This window comes from Dyadobacter sp., assembly GCF_017744695.1.
Taxonomy (GTDB): domain Bacteria; phylum Bacteroidota; class Bacteroidia; order Cytophagales; family Spirosomataceae; genus Dyadobacter.
The window spans coordinates 1575347-1599843 of sequence record NZ_JAGIAS010000001.1 but is presented as its reverse complement, the minus strand read 5'-3'; the positions used below and the strand labels follow the sequence as shown (position 1 = coordinate 1599843).

General features: G+C 48.9%; 19 protein-coding genes. 5 read left to right on the top strand and 14 right to left on the bottom strand.

Annotated elements, in window-relative coordinates; translation table 11 throughout:
• Positions 1-40: 40 nt before the first annotated feature.
• The 8 genes from J7619_RS06160 to J7619_RS06125 are packed head-to-tail and all read right to left on the bottom strand — an operon-like array spanning position 41 to position 10288.
• Positions 41-697 carry an acetyltransferase gene (locus J7619_RS06160; RefSeq protein WP_291195622.1) on the bottom strand — a complete coding sequence of 219 codons (657 nt, stop codon included), beginning with the start codon at positions 695-697 and terminating at the stop codon, positions 41-43.
• Between the two features lie 2 nt (positions 698-699).
• Positions 700-1398, bottom strand: a complete 699-nt coding sequence (locus J7619_RS06155; RefSeq protein ID WP_291195619.1) for a WbqC family protein — start codon at positions 1396-1398, stop codon at positions 700-702.
• 8 nt (positions 1399-1406) lie between these two features.
• Positions 1407-3464 carry a glycosyltransferase family 39 protein gene (locus J7619_RS06150; RefSeq protein WP_291195616.1) on the bottom strand — a complete coding sequence of 686 codons (2058 nt, stop codon included), beginning with the start codon at positions 3462-3464 and terminating at the stop codon, positions 1407-1409.
• A gap of 4 nt (positions 3465-3468) precedes the next feature.
• Positions 3469-4551, bottom strand: a complete 1083-nt coding sequence (locus J7619_RS06145; protein WP_291195613.1) for a DegT/DnrJ/EryC1/StrS aminotransferase family protein — start codon at positions 4549-4551, stop codon at positions 3469-3471.
• Complete coding sequence (locus tag J7619_RS06140; protein WP_291195610.1) at positions 4544-5800, bottom strand: ABC transporter ATP-binding protein; 1257 nt, start codon at positions 5798-5800, stop codon at positions 4544-4546. Before J7619_RS06140 ends, J7619_RS06145 begins: the two co-directional genes overlap by 8 nt.
• Positions 5801-5817: 17 nt before the next feature.
• A complete protein-coding gene (locus J7619_RS06135; protein ID WP_106597149.1) occupies positions 5818-6651 on the bottom strand; it encodes an ABC transporter permease in 834 nt (277 codons plus the stop codon).
• A 2-nt stretch (positions 6652-6653) separates the two neighbouring features.
• Positions 6654-7742 carry a hypothetical protein gene (locus J7619_RS06130; RefSeq protein WP_291195572.1) on the bottom strand — a complete coding sequence of 363 codons (1089 nt, stop codon included), beginning with the start codon at positions 7740-7742 and terminating at the stop codon, positions 6654-6656.
• Between the two features lie 2 nt (positions 7743-7744).
• Entirely contained in the window at positions 7745-10288 is a 2544-nt protein-coding gene (locus J7619_RS06125; protein ID WP_291195569.1) for an SLBB domain-containing protein, read from the bottom strand.
• Between the two features lie 274 nt (positions 10289-10562).
• Here J7619_RS06125 and J7619_RS06120 point away from each other — a divergent pair, with 274 nt between their 5' ends.
• Both J7619_RS06120 and pheA read left to right on the top strand, forming a co-directional pair.
• Positions 10563-12434, top strand: a complete 1872-nt coding sequence (locus J7619_RS06120) for a DNA topoisomerase IV subunit B (RefSeq protein WP_291195566.1) — start codon at positions 10563-10565, stop codon at positions 12432-12434.
• 110 nt (positions 12435-12544) lie between these two features.
• Positions 12545-13618 (top strand): prephenate dehydratase, encoded by a 1074-nt coding sequence (gene pheA / locus J7619_RS06115; RefSeq protein WP_291195563.1) that lies wholly within the window; start codon positions 12545-12547, stop codon positions 13616-13618.
• 70 nt (positions 13619-13688) lie between these two features.
• Here pheA and J7619_RS06110 read toward each other — a convergent pair whose 3' ends face one another.
• Genes J7619_RS06110 through J7619_RS06100 form a run of 3 tightly spaced genes read right to left on the bottom strand, consistent with a single transcriptional unit; the run spans position 13689 to position 17139 of the window.
• Positions 13689-15857, bottom strand: a complete 2169-nt coding sequence (locus J7619_RS06110; RefSeq protein ID WP_291195560.1) for a hypothetical protein — start codon at positions 15855-15857, stop codon at positions 13689-13691.
• A 10-nt stretch (positions 15858-15867) separates the two neighbouring features.
• Complete coding sequence (locus J7619_RS06105; RefSeq protein ID WP_291195557.1) at positions 15868-16527, bottom strand: OmpW family outer membrane protein; 660 nt, start codon at positions 16525-16527, stop codon at positions 15868-15870.
• Positions 16528-16530: 3 nt separating this feature from the next.
• Positions 16531-17139, bottom strand: a complete 609-nt coding sequence (locus J7619_RS06100; protein WP_291195554.1) for a DUF4136 domain-containing protein — start codon at positions 17137-17139, stop codon at positions 16531-16533.
• 418 nt (positions 17140-17557) lie between these two features.
• Here J7619_RS06100 and J7619_RS06095 point away from each other — a divergent pair, with 418 nt between their 5' ends.
• From J7619_RS06095 to J7619_RS06085, 3 genes are all read left to right on the top strand, one after another.
• Positions 17558-18118, top strand: a complete 561-nt coding sequence (locus J7619_RS06095; protein WP_291195551.1) for a DinB family protein — start codon at positions 17558-17560, stop codon at positions 18116-18118.
• A 211-nt stretch (positions 18119-18329) separates the two neighbouring features.
• On the top strand, positions 18330-19007 hold the full coding sequence (locus J7619_RS06090; RefSeq protein WP_090156860.1) for a response regulator transcription factor: 678 nt from the start codon (positions 18330-18332) through the stop codon (positions 19005-19007).
• Complete coding sequence (locus J7619_RS06085) at positions 19004-20374, top strand: HAMP domain-containing sensor histidine kinase (protein WP_291195548.1); 1371 nt, start codon at positions 19004-19006, stop codon at positions 20372-20374. The genes J7619_RS06090 and J7619_RS06085 overlap by 4 nt, the downstream gene beginning before the upstream one ends.
• A gap of 288 nt (positions 20375-20662) precedes the next feature.
• Here J7619_RS06085 and J7619_RS06080 read toward each other — a convergent pair whose 3' ends face one another.
• From J7619_RS06080 to J7619_RS06070, 3 genes are all read right to left on the bottom strand, one after another.
• Positions 20663-21742 carry a mechanosensitive ion channel family protein gene (locus J7619_RS06080; RefSeq protein ID WP_291195546.1) on the bottom strand — a complete coding sequence of 360 codons (1080 nt, stop codon included), beginning with the start codon at positions 21740-21742 and terminating at the stop codon, positions 20663-20665.
• Between the two features lie 7 nt (positions 21743-21749).
• Entirely contained in the window at positions 21750-22568 is an 819-nt protein-coding gene (locus J7619_RS06075) for an N-acetylmuramoyl-L-alanine amidase-like domain-containing protein (protein ID WP_291195543.1), read from the bottom strand.
• Between the two features lie 135 nt (positions 22569-22703).
• Positions 22704-24443, bottom strand: a complete 1740-nt coding sequence (locus J7619_RS06070) for an alpha-amylase family protein (RefSeq protein WP_291195540.1) — start codon at positions 24441-24443, stop codon at positions 22704-22706.
• Between the last annotated feature and the right edge of the window lie 54 nt (positions 24444-24497).

The following is a 24497-nucleotide window of genomic DNA, read 5'->3' as shown; positions in this document are numbered from 1 at the left end:
TACCGATATTAGCTAGCTCAAACTTTCGTCACCGGATCGCTCAATAAGCTTCGTAGCTCAACTTTCCGGGTACTTTTTTCGCGGGGTTTCCAACATAGACGCCCCATTCCTCGGTTTCTTTCATGATCGCTGACGCCATTCCTACGAGTGTCCCCTGCGCGATCGTCGTGTAATCGCGGATGGTACTGTTCACACCAAAGAATGAGTACGATTCTACCACACAATGCCCCGAAAGCACCACATGCGAAGTGAAGAAAACGTGGTCTTTGATCTGCCCATGGTGGCCGATATGGTTGCCACTCCACAACACAACATTGTTACCAATGGTGGTGAACGGCTGGATGGTATTGTCTTCAAGAATGAAACAGTTCTCGCCGATCTGATTATTGAAAAGCGTCGCACGGGAACTGATATAGGATATGAACTGATAACCCTTCGCTTTGGCGTGGTTGTAGATCGCCTCGCGGTTACGGTTCATATTGCGGCCGGTCATGGGCGCAAAAAACTTGTATTCCGAAGGGGAAAAGATGGTTTCTACATCCTCGAACGCTACCACAGGCAGGCCGTGAAAATGATCTTGTTCGATGTATTGGCGATTGACGGTGAACGCAACAACCTCATGATCAGAGTCATGGGTTAAGTAATAGTGCGCTAATTCTGCTGTGTCGAGTACTCCAAAAACGATAACTTTCGCCATTACTAAATCAGTTCGTATGCCTCTAATTGTTTCCTGATATCGTCGAGACCGTTAAACATCAGAATGTCTATAACAGACAACCAAGGTACGAAAGCATTTTTAAATTGGGGGTACGGGCTAGATATACTTTTTATGAAGTCCAGTCTTATTCCCTCGTTTTCAAATTTCCCTTTATCGTACAATTCCACCCCGCCAATCGGATTGATGTAGTGGTTTGCTTGCTCCTGTTTACAGATATCCAGAATGCGATCCTGTCCTTTCAGGTGTTTATTATTATATACCGTTGAAGAGGGAACAATCTCCGTGCCTATGCCCATGTACGCGCAAGTTTTTTGCAAGGCGTATATACATAGCTCGTTGATTGAATCAACTTCTAAATTTACGATTTCTTCTATCAGTTCAAAAACCTTTTGATAACAGGGAGCCTTCTGATATGACTGCTGAATGGTTTTCAATAATTTCTTCTGCCACTGCTCATGTCTGGCAAGCTCCACTTCCAGGATCAGTTTGTTCTGGCTTGCGTCCTTCAACGGGATGGTAAAAAGGTGTGCCTTTCCGCCAACGAGCAGGTTGTTCCGGTTGATCCAGCCCTTGTTGATGAAGTTCACATCGTCGTAGATAATGAACTTGTCCACGGCATTGATCAGCTGGAAATAGCCGATATATGGAAAAATATACGGCTGCATGATAGCAATAGTCATGGCTTGGGCTATTTGAGTTTTCTCAGATAATAATCTTCTCCCTTTTCACTCAAAAACATGTGGTGGTAAAGGGTTGTGTCGGAGCCGAGGCGGATATCGGTCGGCAATGCACGGATCTTGCTGGTGTCGTTCACCACTTTACGGGCATAGAACAGGTAATCGGCGTCTTTCGGGATCGGGCGCAGGCCTTCTTCGAACGGGTTGATGGAAATCAGCCTCCGCGTGAGGTTCTTGCCATATAGCGGGTATTCGAAATCACTATTTACGGTTGCGAGCGCCACGGTGGCGTTTTCAGGCACGATCGAGTCGAAGCGGACATAGGCTTTGGTGATATCAGGTCTTGCAAATGTCTGGTAAGGAATACGGTCCATCGTTAATGCGGATTCCATGCCGTACGACGGAAACGGGAGACAGCGGATGTTCAGATAAACCGCCATAATGCCGGAAATGCAGGCAAGCCCTACAACCAGCATAATGTAGCCTTTCCAGATATTCCTGCGCGGCTTGATGATCGACAAGCGATGGTGCGAGAAAAGCAGTAGCAGGAAAAGCACCCCGAAAAGCCCGGCCTCCATGAAATACCGGCCTTTGAACGGATCATAAGCAGCCGAATAGGAGATAGTAGCCAGGTTAAGGCAGAATGCGATAACGAGGAAAAAATGTACCCGCGACCTGAAAACACGAATCAAGACCAGGAACATCAGCGGCAGGATCAATGCGAATCCGAATACGCCCCAGTAGGGGTTTGCATTGTAATAGTAAAAACCACGCTGGAAAGAGAACGGGACAATAGTGAAGTCTTTCTCTTCGTCGAGGCGCATTTTCAGTTTGTCTTCCAGCAATACCAATGGTTTCCTGATAGCAGTATTGAGATCGTAACCCCATTGCGCGTTCCGGATGCCGTCGAGGTTGCAGAAATCGTAGGTATAGCGGATCACGTTCCGGCTGCCTTGCTCAAAAAGATTGGCTGCTCCGCCTGCGCGCTCGTACGACTGGTGGTAACGCGCGGTGGGAGGGCCGATCGGGTGCCCGAAAACCTGGATATTGCGGATATAACCGGTTGGGAGAACGTAAATCAATGCAAAAAAAGCAATCGCGAGTCCGAGTCGTAGCGTCCTTTCGAAGAAAACCCTGAAACCGGGCGAAAGGAAAACGGTGTAGATCATGATCACGAATACCGATGGCATGAGCAATGCGAAGGTCGCCTTATGGCCGGTGACGATCGCGAATGTAATTCCTGCGAGGTATAGGTAGCGGTTGTCGCGGCTGGTGTAATAAGTAAAGAGGAAATAAAGCAGGCAGCTCAGGTAGGCGGTGAGTACAATATCGGTTTCCGTGGTAACGGCCTGCATGAGGAAATCGAGGAACAGGCTGTATGCCAGGGCGCAAAAGAAGCTGGCCGACAAGTTCCTGCCGATTCTTTGGGCAATGCCAAAAACAGACACCAGTGTGACATAGTAGGCCATCTGATGAATGAGTTTGAAGGCATTCTCAATGTTCCCGCTGATCAGGTAAGTATAAATGTGGATCGTCGTGAGGCTTTTCGGATAGGTATCCATATTCCAGTTAGCACCACCGAAATGCTCCATCGTGCCCCGCTGAATATAACGGATCGCGCGGTTCAGGTGCCCGGTCATACTGTCCCATTCGTTGGGAGCCGTGAACAACACGAGTATCAGGTTGGTGATCCCGATCACCGCCAGTGTCAGGAACAGCCCACCGAAAATCACTTTCAGGTACACCGAAAGTTCCCGGGTCCATAAACGGAATGTACCCAGGCGGTTGGCGATCAGGCCGCGGATGGAATAAGGTGCTTGCTGTGGTACGAGCCTTGTCCAGAGCAGGTATTGCAATGCCAGGACGATGTAGGTGCCGCCGATCCAGGCGAGGACATTCGCAGTAAGATCCAGCGCCGACAAAACAAAGCCGGTGGGGATAATGCTACCGACAAAGAGGATGAAGAAGGTAATAATCAGCTCCGTGAGCGAAGGTTGAGCAATCTTTTTTGCAACAAAGCTGATACCGTATAAAAACAGGAAAAAACTTAGCCAATAAAAAATGACCATGCGATTATGGTGATAAATGACCGTTGATAATGCGGGATATTCTTTCGATATCTTCAAAAGGAAGCCCTACATATAATGGCAAACTTAACACTCTTGCCGCGATATCCTCCGAAACGGGACAGGCAATTTGCCTTGGCATGAAGGAAAGGGTGTTAAGCGACGGATAAAAATATCTCCTTGGAATGATTTCTTCGACTTTCAATGCATCCATTACCCTGAACATGACTGCCTCAGAAGGAAACACCACGGGGTAATAAGCATAGTTATATTCAATATCAGCACTCAATGTGGGTTTAAACAAAATATCCCAGTTGAGCAGGCTGTCGTACGCTGCAAAAACTTCCTTGCGCGCCTGGATGATCGCGGGTACCTGTGGCAGGTTCACGAGCCCCATCGCAGCATGGAATTCGGAATTCTTTCCATTGATCCCGGCAAATTCATAATGCTCGTCGCCCTGGTGCCCGAAAGCACGCAGCAAATGCAACTTGCGGTCAAGTTCGGGGTGATTGGAGATCAACGCACCGCCTTCGATCGTGTGGAAAACCTTTGTAGCGTGGAAGCTGCAAGTGCTCAGGTCGCCGTACGAAAGCAGGGATTTCCCTTTATAGGTAACACCAAACGCGTGTGCAGCGTCGTAAATGACTTTCAGGTTATGTTTTTGGGCAATCGCTTCGATTGCTTCAATATCACAGGGGTTACCATAGACGTGCGTCGCGAGGATTGCCGACGTTGCCGGTGTAATGGCTGCTTCGATCAGTTTTGGATCGATATTGAACGTAGCGGCGTCGATGTCCACAAATACCGGCGTGCAGTTTTCCCACAGGATCGCGTTGGACGTTGCCACGTAAGAAAAAGGCGTGGTGATGATCTCGCCCTTCAGTTCCAGCGCCTTGATAGCTATTTGCAGAACGATCGTTCCATTACCGCAGAAGTAAAGGTGATCGACTTTCAGATATTCTTTAAGTTGTCCTTCGAGCTGTTGTAAAAGAGGGCCGTTGTTGGTCAGATAACCACGTTCCCAGATTCCACGGACATATTGCAGATATTCTTCCTGGTCAGGTAGAAAAGTTTTAGTGACGTTAATCATTCACTACGTGTTCAGATTGGCGAATGGAAAAATTGAGTTGAGGGCGAATGTATCCGGGCCATTTGCCATACCAGGTCACATTTTCACGGTAATCCTCAATATCAAAAACAAGGGCTTCCTCCATATTGTAGAGCACGGTGCTCGTGTCTTTCACAATCATCATCGAGACCACGTACGAGCCGTCGTTCAGGAAGTTACCCGGGATTTCACAAGTGCCACTTACAAGGCCCTTGGAGAAACTCTCGGCCTGCGTGCCTACATTGAAAATACATTCGCCGGTAAATGTGTACAGGTGCATGCTCAGGTTCAGTGAGGCGCCTTCCACCAGGTTCCAGAACTCGAACTGGAAGTTGATCGGTGTACGGACGTCGATATGCGAGAGGTCGTCCTGATATTCCGGGAAAAGTTTGAAACTCTTCACGCGTACCTGGTCGTTTCCGGGAGCAGAGTCGATATTATCCCAGTGCTTTTCCAGCGATTTATGCGAAACCTTGCTAAGATAGTTGGTCACAATGTGCGTTGTGTCACCCTGGTCTATCAACCGGCCTTTTTCAAAATAAAAAGACTTGTTGCAAAGTGCCTGAATGGCGGTAAGGTTATGGCTTACAAAAAGCAGCGTGCGGCCACTTTCTGAAACATCGCGCATTTTACCGAGACATTTCTTTTGAAACTCGGTATCACCTACGGCGAGTACCTCGTCCACAATCAGGATTTCCGGATTAAGGTGTGCCGCAATCGCGAAACCGAGGCGGACGTACATCCCTGATGAATATCTTTTAACGGGTGTATCCAGGAATTTTTCAACCCCGGCAAAATCCACGATCGCATCGAACGATTCACGGATTTCAGCTTTTGACATTCCGAGAATAGCGCCGTTAAGGAAAATATTCTCGCGTCCTGTCAGCTCAGGGTGAAAGCCAGTACCTACTTCCAGCAAGCTGGCAATACGGCCGTCGATCTTGATCTGGCCGGTGGTAGGTTCGGTAATCCGGCTCATGATTTTCAGCAACGTCGATTTACCGGCGCCATTGTGGCCTACGATACCAATGCGGTCCCCTTTATCAATACTAAAATTCACATCCTGCAACGCCCAGAACTCCTCTTTCTCGGCGAAACCGTTCTTTTCCTGCTTGCGAAACCATTTGTCAACCGTATCGGAAACAATATCACGCAGGCCGGAAGACCCGTTTTTACGCTGATGGTCGATGATATATTTTTTGCTGATATTTTCAGCTACAATTACAGACATGCCCAAGAGTAGTTATTTCAGATATGGTCTACGAAAGTATTCTCTTTTTTGCGGAAATAGATCAGCGAAATAACCAAAATGATCGATGATGTAATAACCGTTGAATACAAACTCTGCGGGTTGAAATAGGATTTGCTTCCCAAAAGACACCAGCGGAAACCGTCAATAATCCCAACAAGCGGGTTCAGGTTATAGTATTTCTCATACCAGGTGCCTTTGACGAGGCTACTGGGATAAGCCACTGGGCAAACATACATGCCCACCTGTACCATAAAGGGAATCAACTGTCCGATGTCCCGGAAGCGTACATTCAGCACAGCAAAAAACAGACCGAAGCCCATCGATGTAATAAATGTAAGCAAAATGAAGCAAGGAAGAAATATGATCTGCCAGCTAATGGGGGTTTGGAAGAAGGCCGTTACCAGCAAGTAAATTCCGAATGTGATCAAAAAATCCACAAAACCAACGGCTACCGAGCTCAATGGCATGAGCAACCGTGGGAAATATACTTTCGAAACCAGGTTATGGTTGATCAGGATACTGTTGCTGATCTGCGTGAAAGTGTTGGCAAAGAAAGTCCAGATCGTGAGCCCTCCAAGAACCATGAGGGGATATGGAATACCGGGGTCTGCTTTTATTTTGGCTACATAACTGTAAACAAACACCATGACGGTCATCGTCATAAGGGGGCGGAGTACGCTCCATGCGACGCCGAGTAATGTTTGTTTGTAGCGAACGGAAAGGTCCCTTTTGGAAAGAATCCAGAGTAGCTGCTTGTTCAGCCAAAGGTCCTTCCAATAATCCTTTTCAGACCCGCCGGCCTTGATTGTAATAGAGTGTTGAGTTGCCATGATTACGCCGTTACCGCCTCCTTACGCACGATTGTGGTGGTAGGTGTAGAAAACACTGTTCTGAAATAAATAAAGATCAGTGCGATCATTAAACCTGCCAAAGCCCCGATTTTGGCATTACGCTTATCTTCATATTTCACATCCAGCGGTACTTTGATACCTTCGATTTCTGTGAACAAGGGAGCTTCTTTTACAAGGGAAACACGCATTTTCTCGGCGTTAGCCATAGCCTCGTAATACAACTGTTGCAGGAAGGATGATTTTCTTTCCATGCTGGTCGCCGACACTTTGGCTTCCGGCATCATGATCTGGGCACTGTAATCGAGTTGTTTCGCCAGTTTATGCTCCGCGATACCCAATACCGCAGCCAGTGAGTCGGCGCGGCTTTGGAGCAGGCGGAGCGTCTTGCGCGTTTTTTGCGTCTGGTTTTCAGTATACATTTCTTCCACCGTTTCCAGAAGTGTGGTTACCCACAAACCAGCGAGATGCTCGTTCTCCATTTTGGTGGAAATCTGCGTAAAGGACGATTTGCGGTCGAGGGATGCGATCTCCGTTGCCTCGGCGGCACGCTTCACGATGGTATTGAGGTTGATACGGGAGTTAAGGTCCATTTTCTTCACGTCATTGGTCGTGAAATGGAACTTCTGCAAGTCGGGATAATCTGCCCAATCGGAAGTTTTGATACCGCTCGAATCGATGTAAAAGTTTGCAAGAAGTTGCTTTTTCCCATTGATTTCGATCTCTTTCAGCAGGTTCCGCTCTAATACCGGGCGGGACTTTACGAAATAGAAGAAGTTCTCTCCGGTAAAGATATTCGCGTCCGGTTGTGCGCCTATACCCAGCAGACCAGCTACATCGCCAAAGCCGGAACTTGCACCCGCAGCACCGAGGTTAAACACCACCGTCGCTTCATAGGTAGGCGGCTTGTTTTGGTAAGTATCCATCGCATACCCGATACCGAAACCTAAGGCTGGCAGGAGCAAAAGCCATTGCCAGTTACGGATCAATGCATTTTTGACTACCAATATTTTCTCGACGACTTCCTTGGGAGATAACTCGTCGTCGGGGATTTGTTGTGTCGTTGTTGCCATAGTTATTTAAGTGAACGGAATGCCAATACTGTTACAATCAATCCCATAATCGAGCTTAACAGGGTTGTAGCTGTTTGAATGCTTTGCTGCGTGTTCAAAGCCGGAGCATTTCTCGTCGGAACGAAAATCTCTGACCCAGGCTGTACTTTCGGGTACACATTGAAGAAAAGGAATCTTCTCGTACGATCGATATTGCCGTTTGGATATTTGATGTAAGAGCTCTTTCTGAGCGATTGCACCGTAAAACCGCCCGATTGTGAAATGTAATCCGAGAAGTTCATCCCTTTGCCGTATTTCACGGTAGTAGGGTAGAGTACCGAACCTGTTACCTGAACAGTTTCCAGGCGCTTCGGAATGCGGATAATATCACCTTCCTGTACCACGAGATCTTCGAATGAACCCGGGTTTTTCAGGATGTTTTTCAGCACAATACCAATTTTCTCTTCTTTTACATTCGGCAGGTCACCAGTGAGTGTTCCTTGCTTGATTTGCTTTTCTGTCTGCTGAACTTCCGCATAATCCACGGCCTGATCAAGGTTTTTGACAATCGTGCGACGCAAAAGCGTAGCGCCTTCCGGATAAGCAAGCTCGGTCAGGCCGCCGGCTCTTTTAATAATGTCGCTGATCTTATCGTTTTTGTTGACGATTGTATACGGACCTGTTACCAATACTTCGCCTTCCACGAAAACAGTTTGCTGCTCCACATAATTAGGCGATTTGCGTACGATCACCTGGTCGAATGGGAACAATACGAAATTGGTCGCTTTGGCATTCAGGGATAGATCCCGGTTTACATTGAACTTATAGACCTCGGAAATCTGTGCATTCGCTGCACCGGCTACGGAGTTTCTTTTTCTTCTGACCACCTCGACTTCCGATGTATAGGCCGATTCTTTCAAACCGCCGGCCTGCACCAGCACGTCTTCGAGCGTCATATCGGTCGTATATGGGAATTTACCTTCATTCTCGCCGATTTTAGTATTGTTTACTTCTCCTTCCACACTCACATACGCCGTTTCGGCCATTTCGAACTTTGAAGGAACGATTACTTCGTCGAGGCGCGTCAATACGAGGTCAGGTGTAGTGCCGTTAAGCACGTCGGTGTAGTTGAGAGGAATGGTCTGGATCGTCAGGTCTTCACGGGTACGGAGCACATTCACGCGCCCAACGAATGCGTCTTCACGCATTCCCTGCGCGTTTTCGATCAGGGCTTTCAAAGTCGGGCTGTTATCGAGGGAGTACTCGCCCGGGCGCATTACCGCACCTTGGACCCTTACAATGTTCTCGAAGCGGTCTAGTACCGTTTCCACATTAATAGAGTCGCCGGTAGCCATTTCAAAGGAGTCATATTGGCTTTCCGGTACATCCAGGATTTTACGCTCTTTGGAGGTAATGCGTTGTACTTTTAATCGCGCACGGTATGCTTTGTCGCTGAAACCGCCTGCGTAGCGGAGCACATCGCCCAGTTTCTCTTCCGGCGTCAACTCATAAATCCCCGGGCGTTTCACCATACCGGCGATTTCGGCGCGCTTCAGGTAGTAGCCTACCACCACATTGTCGTTTTCCTGAACGCGGATGTCGCCGTCGATTTTGCCATTTACGAGGTAGTCATAAATGTCCAGTTTGGATACAACCTTGCCCTGACGAACGACGCGTACTTCACGGAAAGATCCAATTTCGTTAGGGCCGCCGGCCTGGTACAATGCGTTAAACGCGGACGAGAGGGAGGACACCGTATAAGTCCCCGGATTGATCACTTCACCTGTTACAAAAACTTTTACAGAGCGAACTTCTCCGAGCGTAACCATCAGTTTCGTACGGGCTCCTTCGCCCCCTGTACCGATCATTCCCGGTACGAATTTGGCAAACTTGTCGATCAGGATTTTCTTGATCTCTTCGATCGTACGACCCGCCACCATCACATTTCCGACGCGGGGAATGCTGATGAAACCGTCCTTATTGACGATCGTTTCGTAAGTGCTTTCTGCGTAATTATAGAGGTAGATCTTCAATTCGTCACCCGGACCCACAACGTAAGTGGTTGGCGTAACGATTTGTAGATCAGGGATTAGACCCAGGTTTTTATCCGCAAAAATCGAATAACCGTAGATTTTCTGACGAAATGCTTCTTTTGCTTGTTCTTCGGGAGACAGCTTGGTGCTGGTGCTGGTGTTGATCTTACTCTGGTCACCGCCCTCAGGGCTCTGACCGTTCTGGTTGGCGGCGTTTTTACCTTTATCGCCACCTTGTCCGTCGTTCCCTTGCTGCTGGTTTCCCGGCTGCTGGTTGCCTCCGGGCTGATTCGCGCCCTGCTGGCCTGTGCCTTGCTGACCGCCTGGTCCCGATTGCGTGTTTCCACCCGTGGTACCCGTGGCATTACCTCTCGGGCCCGATTGCGTTGTACCCTGGGCGCCGGTTGACGTCGGGGCAGTTCCGGAAGGGGCTGTGGGGGCAGTAACCTGTGAGAAAGCGGGTAACGAAATGATGAAACTCAGGAAATAGGGAAGTATAGATTTATAACTTTTAGCCAACCTGGATCTGTTCATAAGAAGAATTATTGTACTATTGAAAGTCTGAAAATTCATTAAAACTATGTATAAGACTAGTATTTTTGAATTTGGGATTCGAGTACACGCATTAATGTGGTAGTGTATATCATGGCAAAGTAAATTAGATTTTTCCTATTTTTAAAGAATTTCTATTAATCGGGGTTCCTTGCCGGAAGCCCCGCAAAGTTATAACAGGGTAACGACAAAAGATTCAAAATATTAAAATACCGGCTCCAAAAGCGATAATACTCCTAAAAGAATAGTTATAAATATGGAAAGTACAAATGTTCAGTACGACGAGAGCAGTATCCGGTCGCTTGACTGGAAAGAACACATCCGTCTCAGGCCCGGGATGTACATCGGAAAGCTCGGCGACGGCTCGTCGGTGGACGATGGAATCTACGTGCTTGTGAAGGAAGTGGTCGATAACTCCATCGACGAACACATGATGGGCAACGGGAAAACGATCGAGATCAAAATCTCCGAACACCGTGTGGAAGTGCGCGATTATGGCCGCGGCATTCCGCTGGGCAAAGTCGTGGATTGCGTTTCGAAGATCAATACCGGCGGTAAATACGATTCGGGCGCGTTCCAGAAGTCGGTGGGGTTGAATGGCGTGGGTACCAAGGCGGTGAATGCGCTTTCCAGTCATTTTAAAGTACAGTCGTTCCGCGACGGCAAGACCAAAAGTGCGGAATTTAACCAGGGAGCACTGCTGAACGAATCTGCGGAGGGGCCTACCAGCCAGCGCAATGGCACGCACGTGGCGTTTGAGCCAGATGGTACGATTTTCAAGAACTTCCGCTACATCCCGCAATACCTGGACAACATGATCTGGAACTACTGCTATCTGAATGCAGGACTCACGATCAATTTCAACGGGCAGAAATACTTTTCCCAGAACGGGCTGCTCGACCTTCTGAAAAGCAAATCGGATGCCGAATCGCTGCGTTATCCGATCATTCATTTGAAGGGCGATGACATTGAATTGGCGATGACTCATGGTAACCAATATGGTGAGGAATATTACTCTTTTGTGAATGGTCAGTATACGACACAAGGAGGTACCCATCTCGCTGCATTCAGGGAAGCAGTTGTTAAAGCGGTACGTGAGCATTTCGGTAAAGATTATGCGCCGGAAGACATTCGTTCGTCCATTATCGGCGCCATTGCGATCCGCGTTCAGGAGCCGGTTTTTGAGTCCCAAACCAAAACCAAGCTCGGTTCCAACACCATTACACCCGATCCGAACAGCACTACGGTAAGGACGTTTGTGAATGATTTTGTGAAGGAAAGGCTCGACAATTTCCTGCACATGAACCCCGAATCACGCGATGCGCTGAAAAAACGCATCGAGCAATCGGAACGGGAACGAAAGGAACTGGCAGGTATCAAAAAGCTTGCCAACGATCGTGCGAAGAAAGCCAATTTGCATAATAAAAAACTCAGGGACTGCCGTTTGCACCTGACCGACCTGAAAAGCGAGCAGCGATACGAGACCACGCTTTTTATTACCGAGGGTGACTCGGCGAGTGGTTCGATCACCAAATCGCGGGATATTCAAACCCAGGCGGTATTCAGTTTGCGGGGTAAGCCTTTGAACTCGTTCGGGCTGACGAAGAAGATCGTTTACGAAAATGAGGAGTTCAACTTGCTGCAACATGCATTGGATGTGGAGAATGGTGTGGAAAACCTTCGTTTTAACCGCATTATCATTGCTACCGACGCTGATGTGGATGGTATGCACATCCGGCTGCTGTTGATGACATTCTTCCTGCAATTTTTCCCGGATCTGGTCCGGAATGGCCATTTGTTTGTGCTCGAAACGCCTTTATTCCGCGTCCGCAACAAGAAAGAGACGATCTATTGTTACAGCGAAGAAGAAAAGCAGGCGGCGATCGACAAGCTGGGCAGCAAGCCGGAAATTACCCGTTTTAAGGGCTTAGGAGAGATATCCCCCGAGGAATTTGGTAAATTTATCGGGGAGGATATGCGGGTGGAACCGGTAATCTTGCAAAAGGAAACATCCATTCAAAAACTGCTGAGTTATTTTATGGGTAAAAATACCCCTGAAAGACAACGCTTTATCATCGATAATCTCAAAGTGGAGAAGAATGTCGAAGAACTTGCACTCGCAGGCTAGGCATGCCATGTATTATCTTTGGCGCGGTCAAGTAATATCGGGCCGGGAAGTCCTTTATTCAAAAGTGTAAACGCACCTCCCGGTTTGATCAACCTATTTAAAGTGTCTTTGTGGAATTAACGGATTTAAGAAACAGGATCGATGGGCTGGACGATCAGTTGCTGAGCATTTTGAACGAGCGCATGGAGCTCGTCAAAAAGGTAGGCGAGCTGAAACGGTCTTCCCAGTCGATTATCTATCGCCCCGAAAGAGAGAAGCAGATCCTCGACCGGCTGGCGAAACATAACAACGGCTTACTCACCCGCCAGGCGATCGACGCCATTTTCTTCGAAATATTTGCGGTATCCCGTAATCTGGAACTGCCCGAGCGTGTATCCTACCTGGGGCCGGAAGGCAGCTTTACGCACCAGGCGGCCGAAGGTCGTTTCGGAGCGATGAGCGAATATCTCGTGTTGCCTACGATCCACTCGGTGTTTGAAAGTGTGGAGACCGGTCGTGCGAAGTTCGGGGTGGTGCCTATCGAGAATAACCAGGAAGGTATCGTAGTAGAAACGGCGGATTTCCTGCGTGAAAAGAATCTGTCCATCGTGGCTGAAATGCTCCTGAAAGTGCATTTTACTTTCGCGTCACAGTCCGACAATCTGAAATCAATCAAAAGGATTTATTCGAAAGATATTGCATTCCGGCAATGCGGGAAGTTTATCGGGGAATATCTGGAAGGAATGGGTATTGAGCTGATCGCGGTCGACTCTACTTCCAAGGCGGCCAAACTGGCGTCCGAAGAGCCGGATGCGGCGGCCATATGCTCGTCTATTTCAGCGCGGTTGTTTGGGGTGCCTATTCTTTTCGACAACATCGAAGACAGCGACCAGAACCAGACGCGCTTCCTGATCCTGGCGAAGGATTTTACGAACATGAGGAGCACCGATGACAAAACGACGATCATCGCCAATCTGCCGAACACCAACCGTCCCGGCGTGTTGTACGAGTTCCTGAAAGATTTCAATGACCGCGGTATTAACCTGACCAAAATCGAAAGCCGCCCGTTGAGAGGTGAGGCGTCGTTCCGGGCGTGGTTCCTGGTCGAGTTCCTCGGGCATATGGACGACCCGCAGGTGCAGGAGATCATGCACAAATACGGGACGCATTTGAAATGGCTCGGAAGCTATGTTAGAGTAGCATGACATAACTTTGCAAAAAAGCAGAAAGCTCGCTTCATCGGCGAGCTTTCTGCTTTTATCATGTATTCTAAAACTATTTCTTCAACGTCCCGCGGTACAGCGACGGCCAGTTACCGTACAATTCTATTTCGGTTTCCGTACCATCAGGCAAGCGTACCTTCATTTTCCGTTGTGCCGAAGGTTGCTGAAATGAATCTACCGCCAGCACCACAATCTGGTTTCCCTTTACAACAGAGGTAACAAATGGTTGTTTGCCATCAATAGCGAGTAAAGCCTGTTCTTCCCGAGGCTGAACCCATTGTCCGTTCAACTGGAATGCCAGGTCCCGGTTTTGGCCGCCCACAATGACATCCTCCACTTGTTTGGCCATCCAGTTGCCCAATGCGTAATACTCGGTCGGAAAATCCCAGTATGGCGCCGCGGTGCCGCCAGTGGTGTTACGCCCTACTTCGCCTTCGGGCGTTTTCCCGTCGGCCGGGTACCATTCGTAGCCCCAGCCCCACATATCTTTCGACACTTTATATGCATTTGGATTTTGGGCACTCGGAGCGCCGTCGTGCCAGAGGTAATAGCCATCGAACAGGACTAAGGAGAATAAGGAAAAGCTCAATGCCTGACTTGCCGGCATCATTTCGAGCTGGTTCATGATGAGTTCGCCCTTCGGATCCGTGAGTTGGTAATTCCAGGGAACAATGGGGTCTTTGTACAAGGGCATGTACCGGTTCCAGCCGTAGAAAATGAACTTGTTGTTTTTTTGATAAGGCAGCAGTTTGTTGATGCGCAGCGAATGGATTGCCGATAGCAACACGAAGTTGTTGGGCGAGTTACCCGCATTGTCGATCGCAAACATTGGTTTGGGGTAGACATCGATCGGGACGGTGTTAAATATGTCCCGGAAGCTATCGCCGTTAGGCAGCGGGTCGAAATTCGGGTTGTTGGCTTTCGGTTCGCTGTATTCTTTGATAAAATCTTTTGGGTTCGCCCCGCCGACAGTATTGATGTGCGGATTGGTATAAGCCCCGCCACCCCAGTAGTCCATCAGATGCACATTCGGATGGTTCTTTTTGACCACCCTTGAAAACCATATTAATCGTTGAATGACGTCTTTGGAATAGTGCTGGTTCCAAAACTCGAAATCATAGGCATATACCCCGAAGCCCGGTACACCTGCCAGCGCTTCGACCTGTTCCTTAGAAAGACTTGCAAACCATTTTTCATCCTTATCTCCAAAATAATTGGGAGTGGCGGTATAATGCAGCTTTTCCGCCGGGTACTCTTTCTCAGTATTGGATAAATACCCGATGCCCCGTTTGTAATAGTTGTCGGAAGGGACATAATTGTTCAGCCGGTACTGCATCACCAGTTTGCCTTGAATAGGTGTGAATTCAGGGAATTTGGTGTCGAAATCGACATTGATGGTACGCGACGGGGAAAACCAGTCGGGAATGCTGATACGCGTTAATGCATTGGAGGAGGTCGGGTTTGGCTTACCTGCGATGTAGATATTCTGCTGGCGGACGTTGCGGTTTTTGGCGGAATTCCACCAGTCGTTGTAAGGAGCGTCTATCCAGCGGGCGGTTACCGAGTACAAATAACCTGGTTTTATTTCAATACCATTTTCCAGCCCCTGCACGACAATGCCGTCGATCATGACCACTTTCGTGCGGCTGTCGTTATAATTGGCAAAGTCGCGAAGATAGAGTTTACCCTCTTTCCGAATTGGCCGCACGTCGAGCCAGTTGTCCTTACTCCCCTGACGTATCCAGTCCTTCGCATCCACCACCTCGTTGGCAGCGGCTGCTTCGAAGTTGAATGCCGCGGTTGTCTCACAACCCTGCTGGCCGAGGCTCGAAACCTGAATATGCGCCTCACCGCCTTTGATTTGCACATCCGGGATGGTGAGCCATGTGCCGTAGCGATGCGGTACGGACTGAAAGGTTTGTGTTTGGCCGTTCTGGGTGATTTTTACGTCATAAGGTGCAAGCCCGCCGGCATTGGCGGCGAGTTCGAACTGCATTTCACGGCCGATCTGGCGATACCGCCGGATCGTCAGATCGCATGCATGGGAGGCCGAATCGAGCGTACGCGCCATGGGGAAGCCTTCTGTAACCTGTACGTAAGTTTTGTGGTTGCTGGGGCCAAAGCGGTTCCAGGCCCAAAGCCCGGAACCGATCAGGAATGCTAGAATGCCACTAAGCCAGATAAGCGATGTTTTGGTCAAAACCTTTTTTTTATGTGTCACGATGCGTTGTTTACCACCAACGATAGAATAGGCCTATCGAACCACTCACGGATGATATGCCTTTGTCGATGTAGTCATATTTGTAAGCCGTGGCATCATACTTGACACGCACATCAAGGCCAACGTTACCGTCTTTTTTGAATAAAAATTTGGAGCCGGCTCCAATGCCGTATTTGAAGCGTACTTTCTGGTCCTGCGACGATAAAGTACCATAGTAAACAGTATAGTCCAGAATACTCGCACCACCGCTGATCTGCACGTAAGGCTGCACCTGTGCGTTGCGGGGCGGGAAGTGGTAGTTGGCGAACAGTTCCACCGGATATTGCGAAACGGTGCGCGTCTGTACGGCTGAAATGGTGCCTTCCGAACCTTCATACAGCGCCCGGGGCACGCGTTTCTCGAAATAGGTGGAGCCGATTTCACCTCCCACCGAAAGCTGGGAGTTTCTTAAGACCCATTCGATTGAGATTGAGGCATTCTGGAATGAAGTCTTGTCGATATAATTATCCTTGAAAGAGCCCATTGGTATGCCTACCGCATAGCGCGCCGTAGCCAGGTAATAGGTATATCGCTCAAAGGGGGAGGCAATGGTATATAACTTGGGCTTTTCCTGAGCCAGGGCGGGCAGTACACTTCCCAAAAAGAGGGCAATGATGATGATGCGTTTCATTTGTTACTTGATTTTAAGATAACCGGATTGGCCGAAAATGGAATCCGTCATTTTGTCTACGAGTTTCTGGTCGCCGATAGCCGCACCACGGATTTGTGCTTCCCAGATCACATTGAAAGTCTTGCCGGAAGATGTGGTTTGCGGATTTTTAAAATCGAGCATCGAGATCACCCAGGAGCTTTCGCTGGTTTGGTAATAGCTGTAATAACTTGGGTAGCCGTAGCCATAACCGCCCCAGTAGCCGCCGTAATAGGAAGAAAGAGGTTGGTAAACGTTAAGGTAGGTATTGGTGATCCAGGAGACGTTGATACCTACATCCGGATTTTCCTTGCGGCCCACATGCTTGTAACCCATTGCTTCCATATTAGTGATCAGACGTTGCAGCATGGCGCGGTCGATATCGTCCAGGGACGTGCCGGCGCGGCTATTTTCGACGATCAGCACCGAGTCGACAATGCTGAACGTTTTGTACTGATTGAAATTCGCCGACTTATCGTGATTTGTTATGTATACCAACGACTCCTCATTGGAAAGGTCGCTGATCGGGTCTTTCGAACACGACATCACTCCAAGGCCGACGATCAGTAAGAGGAAAGAGGCTTTCTTGAACATTTGAGTGGTATTTAAAATTTTGTTAAATAAACGAAAATTGAAATGCTTAAAGTTTATGAGTGTTTAAGTTCATGAGTTTAAAGTTGATGAGTTTAAAGTTCATGAGTTTAAAGTTCATGAGTTCAGGGTTTATGAGTTTAAAGTTCATGAGTTTAAAGTTTATGAGTTTGAAGTTTGAGCCTGCGAGGCTCAGCTAAATGAGCAATGGCTCCAGTCAACACACTTTAAACTCATAAACCCTGAACTCATCAACTCACAGAGGTGACGGTATCATCCGGCGATTGGTTGGAACGGCCATGTTTCCGGCACGCAATCAGGAGAGTATGGAAGCCGGCAAAATGTCTCTTTAATATTGAAAACACATTTAGACAATCTTCGCCCGAATCCCCGTAAATTTGCAGCTGTTTAATCTAATCATATGGAAGCAAAAGAAGAGATTTTAAGAATTATAGATGTACTCAACGACACCTACGAAAGCGAAGAGGCATGGTATGGGCCGTCGGTGGTAGAAGCATTGCGGGACGTAACCCCGAAAATCGCAGAGGCGCGCCTGAGCAGCAACACGCATTCTATCGCGGAAATCGTGTACCACATGACTACCTGGCGCATTTTTGCCGTTCGCAAATTGCAGGGTGATGCGGAGTTCGATATCAAGACGCAGGATAAGGACTGGAAAAAATTCCCCGTAGTCGACGAGTTTGAATGGGAGGCGATCCAGATGGAGCTAAGCCTTTCGCAGGAGGAGCTGGTTTCGGAATTGGAAAAGATCGAGGACGATAGCTTCCTGGAAGAGTTTGTGCCGGGCCGCGACTATTCCTACTATACATTGATCCACGGTGTGATCCAGCACGACGTTTACCACGCAGGCCAGATCGGACTCATTAAAAAAGCAGCGAAAGCCATGCGTCTGGAAGAGGATGATGACTACGGCGCTTATGGCGATCGTTCGGATTACGACAATTCCGCAGATTATTACTGATACTTGCATGAAATTTTGTAAAAATAGGCAACTACCTATTGTTTATAATTTAAATTTTATATTTTGCATTATAATGGAACGTGGGATGTTGAGAAATGCCAACGTTCTAATGGTGTGGATATAGACGAAAAGGCTGTCCGATATTTCGGGCAGCCTTTTTTTAAGCAAAAATCTGTGCAACATTTGGCACTTTAAACCGCTTGATCATTCTATGAAAATACTAATCGTTGAAGACGAACCGAAACTCGCAGGTTTTCTTAAAAGAGGCCTCGAAGAACAGTCGTGGGAGGTGGAACTGGCTTACGACGGACAAGTCGGTAAGAAAATGGCTTCCAACTACCGGTTCGACGTGATCATTCTGGATGTAAACCTGCCGCTGCTCAACGGCTACGATCTTGCCAAGCAGCTCCGTGCCGACGGCCTGACAACCCCCATCCTGTTCCTCACCGCATTGGGTACGATCGATGACAAGCTCGACGGTTTCGAAGCGGGCGGCGATGATTATTTGGTAAAACCTTTCGAATTCCGCGAACTCATTGCGCGTATCAAGGTGCTTTCGCAACGCAACAGCGCCCGCGAGCAATCCAGCCAGGTACTTACCCTCGCGGACCTCGAACTCAACCTCGACGAAAAGGTAGCCCGACGCGGCGGCAACCGGATCGATCTTACGGCCAAAGAATTTGCATTGCTCGAATACCTCATGCGCAATCGCGGGCGCGTAGTCTCACGCGTGGACATTGCCGAGCAGGTGTGGGACATCCGTTTCGATACCGGTACCAATGTGATTGACGTATACATCAATTTTCTCCGTAAAAAGGTCGATAAAGACTATCCTACCAAGCTGATCCACACGGTGGTAGGTATGGGTTATATTTTCAAAGAGGAATGAATATCAAATCGCGCCTGACGCTGTTGTTTACCTTGCTGGTAGGCTCCATTATGGCGCTGTTTTGTTTGGCTATTTACTTTTTCTACGACCAATACCGGGAAACGCAGTTTTATTCTTTCCTGAACGAGCGCGGGCAAACGGTGGCCCAGCTCGTAGAGGCTAGCCACGGCATCAGCAAGGCAGATATCGAAAAGATCGAAAAGGAGAACAAAACGATCCTGTTAGATGAGGAAATTACGATTTATGATGGTTCCGATTCGGTGATATTCGTTAGTGGGAAAGAGCATTTCAAGTTGTCGAAACCAATGCTTATTGAGGCACGGGCCGGAAAGGAGATCCACACCAAGCATCAGAAAAAGGAGGTCATCATCATCCGGCACATTTTGCAGGATCACCGGAAGCCGTGGGTCGTGGCAGTAATTGCCAATGACTACCTCGGCATGAACCAGCTGAACCGCCTGCGCGAAATCCTGCTGATCGGCTGGCTGCTGTCGATGGTCCTGGTGGGCGTCGCCGGCTGGCAATTTTCCAATGATGCGATCAAACCCGTAGCCGACATTATCGATCAGGTAAACAACATTTCGGCAGGTAATTTGCACGAAAAAGTGCGGGTAGGGCGGGAGAAGGACGAGCTTGCATTGCTGGCTGAGACATTCAACCAGATGCTTACACGGCTTGAAATCGCATTTGTAGCCCAGAAAAACTTCGTCTCGCACGCGTCGCATGAGCTGCGCACGCCCCTGGCGCTCATCATGACCGAGGCCGAGCTGAGTTTGATGAAAGAACGCTCTCCGGCCGATTACCAGGACGCGTTGAAAGGGATCTGGTCCGAAGCGAAGGAAATGAATGAGCTGGTAAGCCGCCTGCTCGAACTCGCGCGAACGGAGGAGAATGCATTCAGGGTAACGTTTTCGAAGATCCGGATCGACGAGGTGCTATGGCAGGCGAAAGGCTCGGTGCAACAGAAAAATCCGGGTTACCAGGTGCATATTCATTACGATAAAATCCCGGAGGACGAGGAGCAATTGAAACGCTTTGGCGACGAAAGCCTGCTCCGGACGGCATTCCTGAACCTGATGGACAATGCCTGCAAGTATTCGCCCGACAAGACGTGCAACGTTTTTCTTGAAATCAAAAACAGGCTGATCATTATCTATTTCCGCGACATGGGCATCGGCATCGCGCGGGAAGAATTACCTTACATTTTCGATACCTTCTACCGCAGCCAATCCACTATCAGCAAGGCAGGTTATGGCATCGGTCTTGCGCTCACCAAACGCATTATCAATATGCAGGGTGCGACTATCGAAGTGGAGTCTACATTAGGCACCGGCACGACCTTCATTTTGAAATTCCCGCCTTTTTAATTCCTTTTTAATTCAGCGTTAATGCCTCTTTAACAACGGAAAAGCTCTTTTGTAGTGTAAATCGCACGTGCTGATTTGCGCAAGCCGTCAGGCATTTCCATTAGCTTTCACCCGTTGGTTTTCCCCGTTTTTTGCAGGCCGTCAATATCATTTTTTCATACCAAGCGGCGCCTGTTACGATGCGGTGACAAACGGATCAAAATATCAAAGAAAAACTGTATTGAGTTAAATTGAGTTAGGTGAGTAGTAAGAAAAGACTGGCCTTCGGATCTTCCGGAGGCCAATTTTTTATATACCGGTTTCGGATATTTTGAATTTCGTCTGCGTCGTCTCTTCCACGCGGCTTGCAGGTAGCGCCTCGGGATGTTCGTTCACGATGTATTCGATCATTTTTTCGCGTACCAGGCAGCGTAAATCGAACGTCTCGCTGGAATTACGCGCCGACATCAGCGCACGCACCACCATCAGCTGCCCTTGTGTGTCCGTCACCTGTAACGCCCATGCGCGACCATCCCAAAGCGGGGTAGCTTCCAGGATTTCTTTCAATTTGGTACGAAGCTTGTCAACAGGTGTGTGGTAATTGAGGTAAAAGAATGCGGCGCCGGTCAATGCGCTTTCGTTGCGTGTCCAGTTCTGGAAGGGCGTTTCGATGAAATAGGTAATGGGCAGTACAATGCGGCGCAAATCCCAGATGTTGACGACTACGTAGGTCAGGTTAATCTCCTCGATGCGGCCCCATTCGCCCTCTACGATCACCACGTCGTCGATTTTGATCGGCTGCGTGAATGCGATTTGAATGCCCGCCATCAGGTTCGCCAGCGATTTTTGTGCTGCGAAACCGATGATCACCGACGCGATACCGGCAGACGTGAGGATTCCGACGCCATATTGCCGCACGCTGTCGAAGCTGAGCAGTAATATCGAAACACCGATGGTCACGACCATGATCACCACAATGCGCTTGATGAATTTGATCTTGGTAAAAAGGCGCCTTGCCTGGTTGTTGTCGGGTGTATTGAAATCGAGCTTGGCGATCAGGATCTTTTCGACGATGATCACGATCCGGGCCATGAGCCAGGTTGTGATACCAATGAGCGCCGTTTTGCTCAATGCGAAGACCCAGTCGTATTGCGGGTTAGAATAGGAATAGGTCTTGGCTGCGGCCGTAATGAGTACGATTGGCACGAAGAAATGCAGCACGCTGGTGAGATTTTCACGAACCGCGCGTACCACAGTCCATTCTTTCCTCGAAGCCGTTATTTTGATCAGGCTGATGATGAGAATGCTGATGACCAATCCGATGGTGCCGGCGAGTAGCAACAACAGCCAGGGGGAATTCCGGTAGTTAATCAGGTCGGTTAAATCCATTCACGGTTCAGATATCGTTGAGACGGGCCACGATCATGCCCGTATGTTTCGGGACGGAAGCCACATATTCGGCCAGGGGAATATTCGTCATGATTACCTTTTTGCCCGTCAGCGACGCGTGGATCAGGTAAGCACGGCTACCGACTTTCGAAATAATGCCCATATGGTTCACATCCAGCCCTTCCACCGACGAAGTGAATGCGACAATATCGCCATCGTGCAGCATCGGCTCGGCTTTTTGAATGCTGCTTTTGGGAATATAGCTGTGCTCCCTTGAATTGATCACAGCTTCCTGTTCTTTCAATTTTTCATAAACCTCACTGGCGGCCAGGGAAGGATACAAATTGGCATGGGTAGTCATGAAATTGATTTCCTTGTTGAAAGGTACACCACCCACTTTGGAGGTAATGTCTTCGAGGCGGCCGCGTTTCTGGTTCTCATACATCCAGTCGAGGATGTAATGCAGCCGTGAAGGATAGCCGTCGATCACGCCGTCGCGGTAACGGAGTCGGGTCAGCTCGTTCTTATATTCGTCGAAAGTTGCATTTTCGGTTTTGGCAACGGCCAGTGCGATCACGCTTTCCACCAATGTGGTGCAATCCAACCCGTCGAACTTGCATACCAGCCGCTCGGTCGGGTTTCCTTCCAGGCTGCCGGCAACATATGGCGTACCCAGGAACGATTCACTGATACGAAGGACCTGCGTGCCGATATCCGGACTGGCGGGCAGCTCCATTTTCTGCACGAAAGTCTTTTGCAGGTTGGCCTGTCCAAAAGAAACAACAGAAGCCAGCAACAAAATGGAAAGCACTACAAATCGGATCATACTTGAAATTCTTTAAAACCAGGGTACGTTAACGACAAAAAACTTGCCAGGATAAAATAGCCACAAATTCGTGGATAATGTAAAATTAATGATCAAAAGCCCCTTTTGCAATGGCAAACGGAGCGGGCAGCCAGGTCACTTCGGTACGATCTCGAAAGCGAATGCGGAAATCGGGGGGAGTTCAATATGTACACCCATGGAAGTAATGTCGGCCGCGTGCAGTTGTACCTGAGGTACTTCGAGCGGGAACACAGGTTTCAATTTATATTCACCGGTGTTGCCCAATTTGAGCACGTTCGTCCAGACATCCTGCGGCACTTTGATCAGCGTTTCTACGGTTCTGGACTCGTGAAAATTGTACACGAACAGCATTTTTTGATGGTCGGTGTGCCGCAAATAGCTGAAAATGATATTTCCGTCATAATTGAACGATTGCCCGTCGGCATTTACATATTGCAAATCATAGAAACCACCTGCATACACCGCCTCGTTTTTGAGCACAAATGCATTGAGGTTGCCGTAAAAATGACGCAGCGTCTTTTGCTCGGTAGTAAGGAGGTCTTCGTTGAATTGGCCGCCGTTGACCCATTGCTGGAATTCGGGCACACCCCAGTAGTCGAAAATAGTCGTACGGCCGTCCTCGCCCTGGAAACCTTCCTGCTGGGTAGGGTCAACACCAAGCTCCTGGCCGAAATAGAGCATCAGCGGGCCCGTATGCAGTGTAGCACTCAGTACCATCGCTGGTAATGCCGTCCATGGGTTTCCCGCAAAGTAACGGGAGGCAATACGCTGTTCATCATGGTTTTCTAGAAAACGAAGCATATGCTCGCTGAAATCACCCGATTCGTGCTGCCAGATGCGCGTAATATCCGAGGCGCTTCCGTGCCCCTCGATTATCCGGCGCAGCGAGTTGTACAGCCCTACCTTGTCGTACAGATAGTCGAAGTGGCCAGTGTAAATGTAATTGCGGTATTCGAATGGGTTGTAGATCTCGGCAATGAAAATGACCGCAGGATTTTCCTTTTTTACTTCCGGGATTACCCAGCCCCAGAACTCGACCGGCACCATTTCGGCCATGTCGCACCGGAAACCGTCTACGCCTTTGCGTGTCCAGTAAAGGAGAATGTCGCGCATTTTGAGCCAGGTCGAAGGAATCGGATCAAAATGAAGGGAGCGGCCGTCGAGGTAATCGACGCCATAGTTCAGTTTGACGGTCTCATACCAGTCGAACTGGGTGGGCTGGGCCTGGAACACATCGTTACCCGTCGCTTTGGCAGGCCGTTCATGGTAGGGAGCCGTTACCGGCAGCGGCGGCTGGTGGCCTTCCGGTACCACGAAGTCGTGGTTCGGGATGTAATAAAAGTTGTTGGACGGGTTGAAAGTGACTGTATTGTCATCATCCTCGCCGAAATCCCTTACGCCCTCAGGCCTCGCGTCCGAATGGTACTGCCTCGCAACGTGGTTGGGGATAAAATCGATAATTACTTTCAGCTCGTGCGCATGGGTACGTGCGACGAGGCTTTCGAATTCCTGCATCCGGTTCGGCACATCCGCCGCCAGGTCGGGATCTACATCGTAATAGTCCTTTACCGCATAAGGCGATCCGGCAATGCCTTTCACAATCAGCGGATGGTCGGGATTAATGCCGAATTGTGAATAATCGGTGAGTGTGGCATGTTCGAGCACGCCGGTATACCAAAGGTGGGTCACGCCGAATTCCTTCAATGCCGCCAGGGCGGTGTCGTCGATGTCGTTGAATTTTCCGCACCCGTTCTCCTCGATCGTACCGTAGACCTTGTTGGTCGTTTTCCGGTTGCCGAACAGGCGTGTAAATAGCTGGTATATAACGAATTTATCCTTGTTAACGGCGGGCATCTCTTTCGGTTTTGTAAATGTTCTGGGAACGCCGGCGAAAGGGCCCGGTAAGAC

What these genes read in the sequence shown, in the direction of transcription:
- J7619_RS06160 (WP_291195622.1), bottom strand. Translation starts at nt 697, where the DNA reads ATGGCGAAAGTTATCGTTTTTGGAGTACTCGACACAGCAGAATTAGCG.
- J7619_RS06155 (WP_291195619.1), bottom strand. Translation starts at nt 1,398, where the DNA reads ATGACTATTGCTATCATGCAGCCGTATATTTTTCCATATATCGGCTAT.
- J7619_RS06150 (WP_291195616.1), bottom strand. Translation starts at nt 3,464, where the DNA reads ATGGTCATTTTTTATTGGCTAAGTTTTTTCCTGTTTTTATACGGTATC.
- J7619_RS06145 (WP_291195613.1), bottom strand. Translation starts at nt 4,551, where the DNA reads ATGATTAACGTCACTAAAACTTTTCTACCTGACCAGGAAGAATATCTG.
- J7619_RS06140 (WP_291195610.1), bottom strand. Translation starts at nt 5,800, where the DNA reads ATGTCTGTAATTGTAGCTGAAAATATCAGCAAAAAATATATCATCGAC.
- J7619_RS06135 (WP_106597149.1), bottom strand. Translation starts at nt 6,651, where the DNA reads ATGGCAACTCAACACTCTATTACAATCAAGGCCGGCGGGTCTGAAAAG.
- J7619_RS06130 (WP_291195572.1), bottom strand. Translation starts at nt 7,742, where the DNA reads ATGGCAACAACGACACAACAAATCCCCGACGACGAGTTATCTCCCAAG.
- J7619_RS06125 (WP_291195569.1), bottom strand. Translation starts at nt 10,288, where the DNA reads ATGAACAGATCCAGGTTGGCTAAAAGTTATAAATCTATACTTCCCTAT.
- J7619_RS06120 (WP_291195566.1), top strand. Translation starts at nt 10,563, where the DNA reads ATGGAAAGTACAAATGTTCAGTACGACGAGAGCAGTATCCGGTCGCTT.
- J7619_RS06105 (WP_291195557.1), bottom strand. Translation starts at nt 16,527, where the DNA reads ATGAAACGCATCATCATCATTGCCCTCTTTTTGGGAAGTGTACTGCCC.
- J7619_RS06100 (WP_291195554.1), bottom strand. Translation starts at nt 17,139, where the DNA reads ATGTTCAAGAAAGCCTCTTTCCTCTTACTGATCGTCGGCCTTGGAGTG.
- J7619_RS06095 (WP_291195551.1), top strand. Translation starts at nt 17,558, where the DNA reads ATGGAAGCAAAAGAAGAGATTTTAAGAATTATAGATGTACTCAACGAC.
- J7619_RS06090 (WP_090156860.1), top strand. Translation starts at nt 18,330, where the DNA reads ATGAAAATACTAATCGTTGAAGACGAACCGAAACTCGCAGGTTTTCTT.
- J7619_RS06085 (WP_291195548.1), top strand. Translation starts at nt 19,004, where the DNA reads ATGAATATCAAATCGCGCCTGACGCTGTTGTTTACCTTGCTGGTAGGC.
- J7619_RS06080 (WP_291195546.1), bottom strand. Translation starts at nt 21,742, where the DNA reads ATGGATTTAACCGACCTGATTAACTACCGGAATTCCCCCTGGCTGTTG.
- J7619_RS06075 (WP_291195543.1), bottom strand. Translation starts at nt 22,568, where the DNA reads ATGATCCGATTTGTAGTGCTTTCCATTTTGTTGCTGGCTTCTGTTGTT.
- J7619_RS06070 (WP_291195540.1), bottom strand. Translation starts at nt 24,443, where the DNA reads ATGCCCGCCGTTAACAAGGATAAATTCGTTATATACCAGCTATTTACA.